The organism is Sphingobacterium tenebrionis, assembly GCF_037126265.1.
GTDB classification, from domain to species: domain Bacteria; phylum Bacteroidota; class Bacteroidia; order Sphingobacteriales; family Sphingobacteriaceae; genus Sphingobacterium; species Sphingobacterium tenebrionis.
The window spans coordinates 107,414-123,079 of record NZ_JAYLLN010000006.1; the positions used below are offsets into that span (position 1 = coordinate 107,414).

The 15,666-nt window shown below is 42.0% G+C and carries 12 protein-coding genes and 1 tRNA gene; 8 read left to right on the forward strand and 5 right to left on the reverse strand.

The window, feature by feature from the left end; all coding sequences use genetic code 11:
• Positions 1-5: 5 nt before the first annotated feature.
• The 4 genes from VJ786_RS04605 to glsA all read right to left on the reverse strand — a co-directional run bounded on the left by VJ786_RS04605 (position 6) and on the right by glsA (position 6,748).
• Positions 6-3,248, reverse strand: a complete 3,243-nt coding sequence (locus VJ786_RS04605) for a SusC/RagA family TonB-linked outer membrane protein (protein ID WP_336557352.1) — start codon at positions 3,246-3,248, stop codon at positions 6-8.
• Positions 3,249-3,273: 25 nt separating this feature from the next.
• Positions 3,274-4,419: an Sb-PDE family phosphodiesterase gene (locus tag VJ786_RS04610; protein ID WP_099365282.1), complete on the reverse strand. Its 1,146-nt coding sequence runs from the start codon at positions 4,417-4,419 to the stop codon at positions 3,274-3,276.
• Positions 4,420-4,945: 526 nt separating this feature from the next.
• Complete coding sequence (glsB, locus tag VJ786_RS04615; RefSeq protein WP_099365281.1) at positions 4,946-5,911, reverse strand: glycine N(alpha)-acyltransferase GlsB; 966 nt, start codon at positions 5,909-5,911, stop codon at positions 4,946-4,948.
• Between the two features lie 6 nt (positions 5,912-5,917).
• Positions 5,918-6,748, reverse strand: a complete 831-nt coding sequence (gene glsA, locus VJ786_RS04620; protein ID WP_134776980.1) for a lyso-glycine lipid O-acyltransferase GlsA — start codon at positions 6,746-6,748, stop codon at positions 5,918-5,920.
• Between the two features lie 175 nt (positions 6,749-6,923).
• Between glsA and VJ786_RS04625 the strand changes: the two genes are divergently transcribed.
• From VJ786_RS04625 to VJ786_RS04660, 8 genes are all read left to right on the forward strand, one after another.
• Complete coding sequence (locus tag VJ786_RS04625; protein ID WP_134776981.1) at positions 6,924-7,586, forward strand: CBS domain-containing protein; 663 nt, start codon at positions 6,924-6,926, stop codon at positions 7,584-7,586.
• A 43-nt stretch (positions 7,587-7,629) separates the two neighbouring features.
• Positions 7,630-8,523 (forward strand): NAD kinase, encoded by an 894-nt coding sequence (locus VJ786_RS04630; protein WP_317128174.1) that lies wholly within the window; start codon positions 7,630-7,632, stop codon positions 8,521-8,523.
• An 82-nt stretch (positions 8,524-8,605) separates the two neighbouring features.
• Positions 8,606-9,343: an undecaprenyl pyrophosphate synthase gene (gene uppS, locus VJ786_RS04635; protein WP_134776982.1), complete on the forward strand. Its 738-nt coding sequence runs from the start codon at positions 8,606-8,608 to the stop codon at positions 9,341-9,343.
• Between the two features lie 120 nt (positions 9,344-9,463).
• Complete coding sequence (bamA, locus tag VJ786_RS04640) at positions 9,464-12,037, forward strand: outer membrane protein assembly factor BamA (protein ID WP_134776983.1); 2,574 nt, start codon at positions 9,464-9,466, stop codon at positions 12,035-12,037.
• A 64-nt stretch (positions 12,038-12,101) separates the two neighbouring features.
• Positions 12,102-12,635: an OmpH/Skp family outer membrane protein gene (locus tag VJ786_RS04645; RefSeq protein WP_099365344.1), complete on the forward strand. Its 534-nt coding sequence runs from the start codon at positions 12,102-12,104 to the stop codon at positions 12,633-12,635.
• Between the two features lie 90 nt (positions 12,636-12,725).
• On the forward strand, positions 12,726-13,280 hold the full coding sequence (locus tag VJ786_RS04650) for an OmpH/Skp family outer membrane protein (protein ID WP_099365276.1): 555 nt from the start codon (positions 12,726-12,728) through the stop codon (positions 13,278-13,280).
• Between the two features lie 156 nt (positions 13,281-13,436).
• Positions 13,437-14,729 (forward strand): 4Fe-4S dicluster domain-containing protein, encoded by a 1,293-nt coding sequence (locus tag VJ786_RS04655; RefSeq protein ID WP_134776984.1) that lies wholly within the window; start codon positions 13,437-13,439, stop codon positions 14,727-14,729.
• Between the two features lie 12 nt (positions 14,730-14,741).
• Positions 14,742-15,536 carry a (Fe-S)-binding protein gene (locus VJ786_RS04660; RefSeq protein WP_134776985.1) on the forward strand — a complete coding sequence of 265 codons (795 nt, stop codon included), beginning with the start codon at positions 14,742-14,744 and terminating at the stop codon, positions 15,534-15,536.
• Positions 15,537-15,562: 26 nt separating this feature from the next.
• Here the strand turns inward: VJ786_RS04660 and VJ786_RS04665 are convergent.
• Positions 15,563-15,646: transfer RNA gene (locus VJ786_RS04665), tRNA-Leu, on the reverse strand.
• Between the last annotated feature and the right edge of the window lie 20 nt (positions 15,647-15,666).

Sequence of the window (15,666 nt, forward strand, 5' to 3'; positions counted from 1 at the left end):
TCGAGTTAGAAACCAACAATTAGGTTAAATCCGAATGTACGGGTTGACGGGAATTGAGCAATCTCAAATCCTTTCACGATATCCCCACCATCCAAGGTTCCGAATTCTGGATCGAAGGCCGGCCATTTGGTCCAGATGAATAGATCACGGCCATAAACACCAATGGTCGCCCGGTTAATGCCTAAACGGGAAACCAGGTTCTTATTTAAGCTATAATCCAAACGCGCTTCCCTAAATTTGATGAAATCGGTAGGGAATGTGCTTCCTTCGGCATTATCCTGCCCGAAATGAGAACGGTAATATTCATCAACGTTCTTGGCGATGACATCATTTTGGCGGTAGGTACCATCCGCATTCTGGATTACCCCATTACCGATGATACTGCTGTAGCGTCCTGGTAAGGTATTTTTGGTTTTTCCTTGCTCTGCTAATTTATAATGGGTTAAGGAATGACCAACTGCTCCCCATTGGGTATCGAACAAGAGGTTCATACGCAACCCTTTATAAGAGAAGTTATTTCCGAAACTCATTTTACCTTTTGGAATGGTATTTCCCAAATACAGGATTTCACTGGTTAGTTTCGCGTATCCGGTAGATTCATCATAGATGACTTGTCCATCAGGAGCACGCTCATAGCCAATACCATAAAGATCGCCTAAACTTCCACCGACCATTCCTACAATCTGTCCAGATCCTACTGAACGCTGCTGAAGCACGATGGTGCTATCGGTCAACTGTTTGATGAGGTTTTTATTTCCGGTATAGGTAATATAGGATGACCATCCAAAGCCATTGTCTTTAGCTTTGATCTGATCAGTGTTCAAGGCGATTTCTAGACCTTTGTTTTCCACTTCACCAAAGTTGACCAAGAAACGGCTTACTCCCGAAGCAGGGTCTACGAAACGGAAAAGGTGTTGGTTCGATGAATTTGCTTTATACCAAGCAATATCCAATTTCACTTTATTGTTGAACATGCGGATATCGGTACCGAATTCCAGCGACGATGTAGAAAGCGGCTTGATCAACGGATTGGCCAGGGTTGATGGATTAGCCAATGACCCTCCCAACAAGGAATTTGGATTTTCGTAATTGAATTCTGTTTGAAAAGGTTTCTGTACACCTGATCCGGTACCTGCATAAGAGGCACGGAATTTACCAAAGCTGATGAATTCTGGAAGATCCCAGATTTTAGAGAACACGAAACTTCCGTTGATAGAAGGATAATTGAACCCTAATTCTTTATCGATATACAAACGTGTAGCCAAGGTACTTGCCCAGTCCCTACGGAACGTAGCATCCAGGAATAAGAAATCCTTATATCCAGTAGTTACCAAAGTATATAAACTGTTGGTTTGGGATCGCTCGATGATCTGACGGGTTTTTACCCCATATTTTGAATTGTTGTGGTTGTAAACACCTGGGTAGAACAAACCATCAGAGGTCATTTCATCCCGATCATAATCGATACGGGCAGATGCACCACCTAAGTTGACTGAAAAATCAAAGTTATCGTTCAGTTTTTTATTATAGGTCACCAAGAAATCGATATTGGTTTCCTTCGAGAAAATAGATTGGCTACGGTATGATCCTTCCCGAAGTTTAGAACCGGCATCGTAAGGTCTATTCTGGTTTCTATCCTCGATCCCCATATCCATTGCCGCGCGAACATGGGCTTTCAGGTCTTTGGAAAACTGATAAACGGCCTGTGCATTCCCGGTAATGGTATGCCTGTTGTTGGCATTGATGAACTCATAGGAGATCGCGTATGGGTTTTCTGGATAGGTACTGAATGGATAAGCAATTTTACGATCTTCTTCACCATTCACCCAATAATTTCTCAACCAATTCAGGTCAGCGCTTGGTTGCCAGAAAATATACCAGTACATCAAGGATTGGTTTCCATAACCTGTTCCCGGCAAATTGTCTGACCAGCGGTTGGTATAATTCACTTTGGAATTGATGGTCAGTTTATCGGTGATCTTGGAACTCACGGACAGTGCCAATGAATTCTTTTTATATCCGGTATTCGGAACGATCCATTTGTTCTGGGTATTGGTGGCGGAGAATCTGGCAGTTGTCTTGTCGGTACTTCCGTCGATAGATACCGTATTGGTAAAGGTTCTACCAACATCAAAGAAACCATTTACGCCATTTTTGCCATCATAGGCACGCCAAGGTGTTCTTGTAGGACCTACCTTTTGTAATATAGGATCATATTGGAAAAATTCTTGACCATCGAATTTAGGGCCATAAGCAGAACTGGTTCCACTGGTGCTACTTCCATCCACGGAAGAACCGAAGGAGTAATGCGCAGCTCCGTCCAAACCCTGACCATATTCGTATTGTAGATCTGGGGAACGGTTCATGCTTTCAAAGGCAGCATTGGAATTAACGGTAATACCAATTCCTTTTCCTTTAGCGGACCCCGATTTAGTGGTAATGATGACCGCACCATTGGCTCCACGGGAACCATAAAGTGCTGCTGCACCTGGACCTTTTAGTACCGTAATGCTTTCGATATCCTCCGGATTGATGTCGTCCATACCGTTACCATAATCTACCGGCATGTTGTCGGAACCCGTTCCATAGGCGCCATCAGAACCTAGAGCCGAGGATCGACCAGAACCACCGTTCATGATGACTCCATCGACAACGATCAGGGCACCATTTTCTCCGGTTAGGTTGTTTTCTCCACGAAGGATGATCTTGGTGGTCCCAACAGGTCCTGCATTGGACCGCATCAGGTTCACACCGGCAACTTTTCCGGAAAGAGCATCCATCCAGTTATTGGATAAGGCTTCGGTCAACTGCTCGCCTTTAACGGTAGTAGCCGAATAACCCAAAGCCTGTTCTTCACGCTTGATTCCCAAAGCCGTGACTACGACTTCCTCGATCGATTCGTCTACAGCCGATAACTTAATGGAATAGGTTTCCTGTTCCACCTTTACGGTTGTTGAGTTATAACCTATCATTCTTAGGCTCAATGTCGTCCCTTTCACAACAGAACCACTAAACACCCCGTCTTTGCCTGTAAGGCCTATTGCTCGGTTGTTTGCACTAATACTCACGCCCTCTAAAGGGTTCCCAGAACTCTGATCAAGTACCGTAATACGTACATTGATCAATTCTTGTGCAGCATAGGATTTCAAAGGCACATACCTGACGTGCCCTGATGCCTGCGAAATACAGGAAAGCCCTAACAATAGGATAAGGCTTCCTTGGCTAATCCTCAAGATCGATCGATTCATTAATTTCAGTTTTTGTTTGTTTTTCTTAATTCAAGCGGATATCCACGTTCAAATGTTTATCACTTCGGATATAGGTAGAAACCACCTCATAGGTTAATGAAGGTTGGTTGGCTTCGGCAGTTAATGTTTGGGCAGATCCAGGGTAAAGTACAATCTTTTTTGTCCCTTTTCCTGCTTTTAATACCAGCTCAAAATATAGATCACTGTTGTTCTTGATCTCATAATAATTGGTTACTACTCCTTTATTATTGGTCTTTTTATGGAAAACTGGGCTCAACGCTACACAGGCATCGAACAAAGCCTTTACGTGTTCTTCTTTTCCAAATAAGTATTTGCTTGACCAAGCTACAGTCCTTCCGCTATTCAATGCTTCGCGGATACCTTGAGCGCTGCGGTCCTTGCTCATGATCAAGGTCATCGTGCGGTGTACACCTTCTTTGTTCAGATCGTAGCTATGGGCGATCAGGTTATGCATATCGGTATTTCCGATAATGGTTAGGTTTCTGTCCAATGCCCAATCTAAGGCTTTGGAATGGAAGCCCAATCCGTTCACCACTTCGATGCCATGTACTTTCTTTTCCTGGTAGAGTTTTTCTACAAATGGAATCCATTCATATGATCCCGGAATCTGTTTGTCCTTCCATCCCGGATGGTTCCAGAACACAAAGGCACCATCGTTGATCACGCGGTCAATGGATTCTTGGTCTTTATCCTCGTCGCGAACATCGATGAACTTGTTGGCATCAGTAATGAAAAGCGCATTGAAGTGTCCTGGAGGCGTATTACGGGTAACTTCTGTTCCTTTGATCAGGACCAAGTTGTTTTCTTTAGCCAATTCCACGGCAAGGTCATGTGAGCGGTTATGGTCGGTGTTCACATCATCTTTATGGGGTTGGTATTCCATATGTTCGGTAATGGAAATGGCATCCAAACCTTCTTTCCAAGCTTCCTGCACGCGTACGTTAGGCCATACATGGCCATCTGTAAATACGGTATGCATGTGGAAATCACATTTTAGAACCTGGAAACCGTTGACATTGGGAATATGGATGATATCGCGTTTGGATGGCAAACGGAATTCGTCCAAAGTGATTACTCCTTGATTGGTTTGACTGAATAAACTGGTTGTTCCTAATAATAGTAGGCTGGTTAGTATTGCTGTTTTCTTCATGGTTTTAGATTATGTTGAACAAAACTACAGTCAATATATAAATTTTATGTTAAGAAATTGTTTAGTATTTGATAAGAATTAACATGAATTTTGGTGTTTTATAAGGAAAGAAAAGCAAAGAAAAGGTTGCATAGGAAATATTTAAGAAAAATAAAGGTGCGCGGAAGGTGTCAAAAACCGCATGATAACGCATTTTAGTTAATTTATTTTCTTGAGAAAGGAGGTTGAATTGGGGAAGGATTAATTTTGAAAATTGTGGTTTCTTATGGGTATTTTTTTGGGGATTTTAGGGAATTGTAAAGAAAAATCCACGTCATTGCGAGGAGGAACGACGAAGCAATCTTTGGACTTTGTCATCCTGAGCAGCGTCGAAGGATCTGTACGTGTACTATCGAACAGATGCTTCGACTACGCTCAGCATGACATGTGGGAAGATTGCTTCGTGCCTCGCAATGACGAACGCCCTCGCAATGACGTAGGGTCGCAATGACGTAGGGTCGCAATGTCGTAAGGCTGCAATGAAAACCTACCTTGCCTTCACCGGTCTTTCGCCGAAATGCCTATCCCGTTCAAAAGTCGACATATGTCTTTCTTTCTTCGCTGGATAGATATCATCCAAGGTAATCATGATACCAGTCTCTTCCACCTCGCCAAATTCATTGTTCCTAGCGGTACCAAAAACACGCATGGTTGGCGACAAATTCATATACGTATTGATCAATGGCGGAACATTCTCCCCCAACTCTCTTACACGCGTATTCAACACCTTATAACCTTCTTTATAATCCAAGCCATCAAAAATGCCTTCAAACTTGGAAACATCAGTCTTATACCCCAAAAACAAATCTGGAGATGGAGTAACTAATTTATCCTTATCCGGAAAATAATGGTTCATGAAGTAGATCAGCAGATCTCTGGCTTCTTCATTATATTGCGGGTACATGGTCACCTTTCCAAATAGATACTTCACATCTGGATTCAACAACACCACCGCCCCTAGCCCATCCCAAAGGTTATCCAAAGAGAATATCCCTTTGCGGTTATCAATTGCGGGTTGGTATTTGGGTTGTACCCATGATCTTCCCAATTCCAAGGTCTGGGGAAGATAGTTCTTTACAAAGTCTTCTGAAAAATCAAAATAATGCGCTGTGGAGAGATGGACTTCCCCATCTTCTGAAACGGCATTATCACATTTGATCACACGGTATCCCGCAATGATCTCTTCATCATCCGGGTTCCAGGCGATCAGCTGGTCGTAGTTATGTTCACTGATATCGTTCTCATCAATATCCAGTGCTTGCCCGGTACCACCTCCCGCGGAGCGGAAACTCAACTCTCTCAGTCGGCCAATCTCGCGCATGATATTCGGAGACGTATGATAGTTTACCAAATAAACCTCATTGTTGCCATTATTAGTATAACGGACAAAAGCTTCTTTAGTAAGTTCTTTCTTAATTAATTCCCGATCAACAGGTTGAATTATTTCTTGCATAGATTATTATTTACTGTTGGCCATCGCATAAACCTGCTGTTTAACATCTTCGGCCCAGGCTCTTTCGTTTTTGCTTTGGTCGAAATGTGTATATGGAATACGTTTACCGATGCGGATTTTGATGTTCTTCCCGCGTTGGGAAAACAACTCATCAGGTAAATATAACATTTCAATGTTAGCTTTTAAACCTAGTTTTGCTCTTATTCTCGCTAAATTATAGAAGAAATTAGAATTCCTACCCTCAATGTAGACAGGAACGATGTCCTTTTTGTATTTTTTTGCTTTATTGATAAAGCTTTTTTTCCATTCTAGGTCAACAATTTTGCCTTTTATTTTCCGTGAAACCAATCCGGCCGGGAAAACCAACAGGGCATGGTCGGAGGCATAGGCGGTTTCAATGGCCGCGATTCCTGCCTTACTCTGATTGCCTACCTTATTAACAGGCACGAACAAAGGCTCCAGGTTGCGGATGTTCAATAGGATATCATTCACCAGGAATTTCACATCCTTCCGGTATTTTCCGATAGCCTGCATAAAAGCCACGCCATCCAGTCCACCAAGTGGGTGGTTGGAAGCAAAGATCACACTATCCTCCAAAGGAATGTTCTCCACACCCTCCAGATGAACCTCTACATCCAGCTCCTTCAATAAAGAATCCACAAAATCCAAGCCTAGGTCATCGTAATACCTGGTCATGATATAGTTGATCTCATCTTCGTGTATAACACGCTCTAAGTAACTAATTAATGGTTTGGGTATCCACTTCGCTAATTTTGGACTTTTCTTATGAATGACTTCTCGAATCTTTATAAACTTCTCTTGCTCTAGTAAGTCCATATAATTACCGCTCTTTTTAAAGTAGGGTAAAATTACACATTTCCTTTAAAGTACCATTAAACATCTTTTTATTTTATTTCAAAATATATATTTTCGTTACCTTAGCATCAACGAATCATTAAACTCCTAATTAAACGTTTTCTCAAAATAAGGGTTTAATATATAAAACGGTTTCATGTATATAGGCGAAAACATATCTACGCTCTACACCGAGGTCCATCCAAACGACACGGTAGCTGCTACCCTGGATAAGGTCAATGAGCTCCATCTCCAACAACTCCCTGTTGTTAAAGGCAAGGAATACCTGGGGATCATCACCGAAGAAGACCTCTTGAACGTAGATGATGACCTGAAAACCATCAAGGAACTCAAGTTCACTTTTCCATTTATTTATCTTTTCGATTACCAACATATTTTTGATGCCCTGCAATACCTGGAAACTTATCAGTTTGATATGTTGCCCATCATGAACAAGAACAACCAATATGTGGGTGTGATCACGCCAAAGGATCTGCTATTGGCCTTGAACAAGACCGTATCCAACCAGGAGATTGGGGCGATCATCGTGTTGGAAATGGAAGAGCGCGACAATTCCTTGACCCATATTGCGAATATCATCGAATCGGAAAACTGTAAGATCCTGCAGACTGGCGTTAAGGTGATGGAGGATTCATCCAAAGTGGAACTGACCATCAAACTCAACAAGACCAATATTTCTTCGGTTTTGGCATCCCTCTGGCGACATGATTATGTGGTGAAAGCGACTTTTAATGATGGATCTGACCAGAACGACATACAAGAGCGGTACAATCTTTTGATGAATTATTTGAACCTATAATTTATCAGAAATTCCCATCTTTGACTAAATTTTAAAAGAAAGCATGAAAGAACTGGCCATCGCAGTATATGGACGTGAATTTAACCAATCGGTTATCGGCTACGTTGTTGAGCTGTTCAGTTACCTCCGCGAACGCAATGTTCAGGTATATATCTACCACGATTTCCACAGTTTTTTAAAGAAACTATGCAAAGTGGATTTCAAATTCAAAAAATTTAGATCTCATAAGGATCTCCCGAAGGATATTTCGTTTATGCTGAGCCTTGGTGGCGATGGAACCATGCTGGCCGCAGCAACCTTGATTAAGGACTCCGGAATCCCGATCGCAGGTATCAACTTCGGTCGTTTGGGATTCTTAGCCAACATTTCAAAAAACAAGATCGAAGAGGCATTGGACCAAATCTTGGCAAACCAATACCAGATCCAAAAGCGTGGGCTGTTGCAGGTAGAAACCTCAGATGGAACCCTTGTGGCCGGAGATAATATTGCGCTAAATGACATAACGGTATTTCGTTCGGATTCTTCCGCTATGATCACAGTAAATGCGGTATTGGATAATGAGCTCTTGAACTCCTATTGGGCCGATGGATTGATCATTGCGACACCAACCGGCTCCACAGCCTATTCCTTAAGCTGTGGCGGGCCGATCCTGATGCCGGGAAGCGGCAACTTCGTGATTACCCCTATCTCTCCCCACAACCTGAACGTACGCCCTATCGTCGTCAGTGAAAACATGAAATTGCACCTGGAGATCGAAAGTCGCACGGAAAAATACATCTTGAGCTGCGATTCGAAAAGTTATACCCTATCGACAAATACAACCTTAACCATTTCCAAAGCGCCTTTCAACATCAACTTGATCAGGCTTCAGAATGACCAGTATTTCAGTATCCTACGGGAGAAATTACTATGGGGTATAGACGTCAGAAATTATTAATCAAGGTTTAAAGTTCATTTAACACTATTTAATATCAAAGGATTATCTGAAAACCTGTATCTTTACCGCAGTATACAATCAAATGAACTATAAAGATAAAATAGACAAAACTAACCTTCCTAAGCATATTGCGATTATCATGGATGGCAATGGCCGATGGGCCAAGGAACAGGGTGAGCTGCGTGTATTTGGACACAAAAACGGTGTTACAGCTGTTCGGGAGGCCTTGGAGGCTGCTGTTGAAATCGGCGTTTCCTACCTCACCTTATATGCTTTTTCCACCGAAAACTGGAACCGACCTGAATTTGAAGTCAATGCCTTGATGGAACTCTTAGTGAATTCCCTCAACCAGGAATTACCTACCTTCCAGGCCAACAATATCCGGGTAAATACCATCGGAAAGACTTCTGACCTACCAGATCATTGTCAAGTAACCTTGGCAAGTACCATCGATCAGACGAAGAACAATACAGGCTGTACCCTTACTTTAGCCTTAAGCTATGGTTCCAGACAAGAGATTGTGGAAGCCACCAAAAGGATAGCGGAAAAGGTGAAGAACAATGAACTTGATCCTTCGAATATTAATGAAGAAACCATAAGCCAGCATCTTTATACCTATGATATGCCGGATCCCGATATTCTGATCAGAACATCCGGTGAAGAACGCATCAGTAACTACATGCTTTGGCAGATCGCTTATTCTGAATTATTCTTCCTACCCATTATGTGGCCGGAGTTTTCCAGAGAACATCTCTTCGAGTGTATTTATTTATATCAAAATCGCGAAAGAAGATTTGGGAAAACTAGTGAACAATTGTAAGAAATACTTACTTTTGCAACATTTTGATTTTGGATGGGTTAATCCCCGAAATCCGCAATATTTCTTTTAACAAAAATTAACAAGACTTTGCTGTACTTTAGCAGACATAATAAAAAGTAGATGAAGCATATACTAAAAATTTCTATTTTTCTGACCATCTTAATTTGCAATTTCTCGCATGCCCAAATCCTTGGTGGTAATCCCATAAACGTCAATGACCCCGATGAAATTGACTATAATAACCCTAAGAATTATGTCATTGGAGGAGTGACTGTTACAGGAGCACAATACTTAGAGAGCGATGTATTGATTACCATTTCCAAATTGGTCGTAGGTAATTACATCGAGGTACCTTCTGAGCAGACAGCTAATGTGATCAAGGATCTGATGGATCAGAACCTATTCGAGGATGTTCAGTTATATGCTACAAAAATACAGGACGAGACGATCTTTTTGGAAATCCGAGTAAAGGAACGCCCAAGATTGACCCGTGTGGATATTGAAGGTTTGAGCAAGACCCAAACGGAAGAAGTTCGTAAGCGTTTGAATACTACGGCTGGCCGAATTGTCAATGAAAACCTATTATTGACCACCCGTACGACCATCGAGAAATTCTTGAGGGAGAAATCCTATCTATATCCGGAAATTACGATCAAGACCGCAAAAGATACAACCCAACCGAACAATGAAATTGTTATGGTGGATATCGAAAGAAACAAGAAAATCAAAGTTCATCATGTGAATTTTGAAGGCAATGAAGAATTTACGGATAAGCAGCTTCAAAAATACCTTAAAGGTGTTAAACCAAGAATGTGGTACCGTGTATTTGGTCCTGGTAAATTCAAGGAAGATAAATACGAAGAAGCGAAAGAAAAACTGATCGCTAAGATGCAGGATAAAGGATACCGTGATGCAGAAATCATCAGGGATTCCGTATACCGTTATGACAACAATGAAGTTGGAATCGATATTGATCTTTACGAAGGTCCTCGTTACTATGTGGGTAACATCAGCTGGTCCGGAAACGCGAAGTTCAAGGATTCCATTCTGAACATCTTTTTAGGTATTCAGAAAAGCGATATCTACAGTGAGGAAAAATTGAACTCGAAGTTGATGGGTCCTACCCGTAACTCGGATGATATTGCGGCAATCTATCAGAACGATGGTTACCTGACATTCAACATCCAACCGATCATCAAAAGAATCTATAACGATACGATCGACCTGGAGATCCAAATGTCTGAAGGTAAACAGTACACGATCAACAACGTGATCTTGAAAGGTAATGATGTAACGAACGACCGCGTGGTTCTACGTTCGATCTACACCAAACCAGGTCAGAAATATTCAAGGGAATTATTGGTAAGAAGTGTTCGTGAGATCTCCCAATTGGGGATGTTTGATGAGCAGAAAGTTCAACCTGCCCCTATCAACCTGAACTTTGAAGAAGGAACAACAGACATCGAATTCTCGGTTGCAGAGAAGCCTTCAGATCAGGTGGAACTATCCGGTGGTTATGGTGCAGGACAGGTAATCGGTACCTTAGGTCTTACCTTCAATAACTTCTCGACGTCTAACTTATTTAAGAAAGATGCTTGGAAACCACTTCCTCGTGGAGATGGTCAGAAATTAAGTATCCGTGGACAGACTTCCGGAAAGCGTTATCAGTCGTATAGCTTCTCCTTCTCGGAGCCATGGTTAGGTGGTAAGAAACCTATCTATTTCGGATTGAGTGCTTACATTTCGAATTCACAACAACAATATTACAATTGGCAAACGCAGCGTTACGAAGGCTATGCGAACAACCCTAAAATTCAAATGCACGGGGTTACAGCGACCTTAGGTAAGCGTCTTCAATGGCCAGACAACTACTTCCAGATCAATAGCTCCCTATCTTACCAACGTTATTATTTGGAAAACTATAGAGGTTATTTCATCTTCTCAGACGGTGAAGCATACAACATCAACTTTACCCAAGAGATTAGTCGTAACTCTGTTGATGCACCGATCTACCCTACTTCTGGTTCACACCTGAAGTTCAGCGTACAATTGACGCCTCCATATTCCTTGATGAACAACATCAACTATGCAACCGCTCCAGATAATGAAAAATACAAATGGACGGAATACCATAAATGGAAATTCGATTCGCAATGGTACACGAAAATCGTAGGTAAATTGGTGTTGAAAACCCAAGCACAATTTGGTTACCTAGGTACTTACGGTGATGAAACACCTACCTCTCCATTTGAGCGTTTCAAATTAGGGGGTGATGGTATGCAAGGTTTCGACTTCTTGCAAGGTTCTGAGATCATCGCGATGCGTGGTTATGCCAATGGATATATTATCCCAGCTTCTACCGGATCAAACATGCAATATACGGCGGCAAGCTCAGGTAGCCCGATCTATGCGAAATACCAGATCGAACTTCGTCACCCAATCTTGTTGAATGATCAGGCAACGGTATTTGCGTTGGCATTTGCTGAAGCAGGTAATACCTGGAACAAATTCTCTGAAGTGAATCCATTCAAGGTTCGTCGTTCAGTGGGTGTTGGAGCACGTATCTTCCTACCGATCTTCGGTATGTTGGGTATTGACTACGGTCATGCGATGGATCCTATCCCTGGATTGCCTTCGAGCCAGTGGAAACAGAACTTCACGTTCAGTATCATCCAGAACATGGGCGGATTTTAGTAATTAAACTTTTTATAATTTTAATTGTCTTAAAAAGTAGAATTAAAAAAATATTGATATGTCAATGAAAAAAATTATAACTACGGCCTTGATGCTAACCATGATGGTGGGCATCTCCTTTGCACAAAAAATTGCTTATGTAGATTCGGAGTATATCATGAAACATATTCCTGAAGTTGCAAGCGCACAGAAGAAAGTGGATGCCTTGTCCCAACAATGGCAACAAGAAGTGGATAAACAATACGAAGAGATTGAGCGCATGTACCAGGCTTATCAGAACGACCAACAGAAGTTGAACGCAGATATGCGCAGACGTCGTGAAGATGAGATTGTGAACAAAGAGAAAGCGGTTAAAGAATTACAACGCAGTAAATTCGGATTCGATGGCGAGATCGTTAAACAACGTGAAACCTTGATGAAACCTATCCAAGATAGGGTTTCTAAAGCCATTCAGGATATCGCTACTGCACAGCAATTGGATTTCATTTTAGACCGTCGTAGCGAGGTATCTTTCCTTTACGCGAACCCTAAAATGGATAAAAGCAATGAGGTAATCGTTAAATTGGGGTTAAAACCTAATCCAAGTTTAGCCAACTAACGATTTTTTTATTATTTTGCGCATCTAAAAAAATTAACAAATATAAAAAACAGAAAAAACTTATATAATTATAAGACTAACAGAATGAGCATGAAAAATTTATTGAAAAGTGTAGTATTAGCATCAGGACTTATTTTTGCAGCAAACGCAGCAAGCGCACAGCAAAAAGTTGGTCATATCAATTCTAGAACAGTTATGGAATCTACTACAGATTTCAAGAATGCGCAGACACAAATCCAAAGCCTTGGTGCTACCAAAGACAAAGAACTACAAGATATGTTTACCTTGTATCAAGCTAAACAAAAAGATCTTAATGATAAAGCGAGAAACAGAAGCGAAGCTAACAAGGAAACAGTTGATGTGGAATTGAACAAGATCGCTACGGAGATGCGCGAAATGGAAGGAAAGATCCAAGAAAGCCAACAACAAGCTGAAAAAGATATGGAAGCTAAACAGGCTGAATTGTTCGCTCCTATCCAAACAAAGATCATGACCGCTATCAACGCAGTAGCGAAAGAAAAAGGATATGCTTATATCCTGGATCTAGCATCTGGTTCAGTGGTTTATTCAGCAGGTGGTGATGACCTTACAGCTGATGTTCAAGCTAAATTAGGTGTAACTGCAGCTGCAGCTCCAAAGAAATAATTAAAAATCTATAAAGATTATAAAAGCCTCCCTAGGGAGGCTTTTTTTATTTATCTTATCCCATTAAGACAATTATTTTTAATCGGTCTAAATAATTTATTATGCCTGCATAGTATCTAAGGATTGATTATATTTGTTTTACCTAATTTGTAAACTATGATCGGTCAATTGATTTTTGGCGTACTTCTGATCGCAGGCATCATCCTGTTCTATAAAAACGCCAGTAAAATATATCGCAATATTCGTTTAGGAAAATCCCTCGATCGCAGCGATCGTCCTTCGGAACGATTGAAGGTGATGTTGCTGGTGGCTTTCGGACAGAAGAAAATGTTCAAGAAGCCCATCCCAGCAATCCTTCACCTGTTTGTCTATGTAGGGTTCTGTATCATCAACATTGAGATGTTGGAGATCGTGATCGATGGCCTTTTCGGTACCCATCGCGTACTTTCCTTTATGGGTGGTTTTTACGATTTCCTGATCTTTTCCTTTGAGATCTTAGCCTTCCTGGTATTGATGGGCTGTGTGGTATTTGCCGTGCGCAGGAATATCCTTAAATTGAAGCGTTTGAATCAATCTGAATTAGACAATTGGCCGAAAACAGATGCCAACCTGATCCTGACCGCGGAGATCCTTTTGATGGCTGCCTTCTTACTTATGAATGCCGCAGATTATAAACTTCAGCAATTGGGTGCTGCCCATTATCATGCTGTCGGATCCTTTCCGATCTCCCAATATATTGCGTCTTGGCTTCCCGATCAGGTGAGTACATTGATTGGGATCGAACGCGGAGCATGGTGGTTCCACATCATCGGCGTTTTGGCCTTTTTGAATTACTTACCGATCTCAAAACATTTACATATTATACTGGCCTTCCCGAACACCTATTTCTCCAACCTGGAGCCTAAAGGCAAGTTTGAGAACATGCCTTCAGTTACGGCAGAGGTTCAAGTGATGTTGGATCCTTCCTTACCCCCACCCACCGGAGAACCAACCCGTTTTGGGGTGAAGGATGTACAGGACCTTACCTGGAAGAATCTGTTGGATGCCTATACCTGTACCGAATGTGGGCGATGTACCGCTGCTTGTCCGGCCAATATGACCGGGAAGTTACTATCCCCAAGAAAAATCATGATGGATACCCGCGATCGCTTAACGGATGTGGGCTTGAACATTGATAAAAACGGAGAGTTTGTAGATGATGGGAAATCGCTATTGGATACACACATCAGCAGAGAGGAGATATGGGCTTGTACAAGCTGTAATGCATGTGTGGAGCAATGCCCGGTCAACATCAACCCTTTAGAGATCATCATTGGTCTTCGTCAATATGCGGTGATGGAAGAATCGCAGGCACCAGCAAGTGTGAACAACATGTTCTCCAACCTGGAAAACAACGGTGCACCTTGGAAATATGCACAGGCAGATCGTGCAAATTGGGCAAATCAATAAAAAAGAAAAAACATGGAAAACGAACTTCATATACCAACAGTAGCCGAGTTATTAGCAAAAGGAGAAAGCCCAGACCTATTGTTTTGGGTGGGATGTGCCGGTAGTTTTGATGAACGTGCGCAGCGCATCACCAAAGACATCTGCAAGATCCTTCAACATGTAGGGATCAAATATGCCATCCTAGGCACGGAAGAAAGCTGTACGGGAGATCCGGCAAAACGGGCAGGAAATGAATTCCTGTTCCAGATGCAGGCGATGATGAATATCCAGGTATTGGATGGTTATGAAATCAAAAAGATCGTGACCGCCTGCCCACATTGTTTCAATACCATAAAAAATGAATACCCGAGCTTAGGCGGCCACTATGAAGTGATCCACCACACCCAATTGATCCAATCGTTGATCGATGAAGGGAAATTGAAACCTGCCGATGGAAATGAATTCAAGGGCAAGCGAATCACTTACCATGACCCTTGTTATCTAGGCAGGGCAAATGATGTCTATGAGGCACCAAGGAAAGCCTTGGAGGTTTTGGATGCCGACCTGGTGGAACTTAAACGCTGTAAATCCAATGGTTTATGCTGTGGAGCTGGTGGTGCTCAGATGTTCAAAGAACCTGAAAAGGGCAATAAGGATGTGAATGTAGAGCGTATTGAGGATGTGATCGAAAGCAAGGCCTCCATTGTTGCCGCAGCTTGTCCTTTCTGTATGACGATGTTGAGGGATGGGGTGAAAGTAAAAGACAAGGAACAGGAAATCCAGGTACTGGATATCGCAGAGATTACCGTAAAGGCAAATAAAATTTAAACAAGAATAAGAGGAATTTTAAGGGGTGCCCAGGAGCAGATTCGAACTGCCACGCCCATTCAGGCGCCACCCCCTCAAGATGGTGCGTCTACCAATTTCGCCACCTGGGCATTTCACATCGCAAAAATAA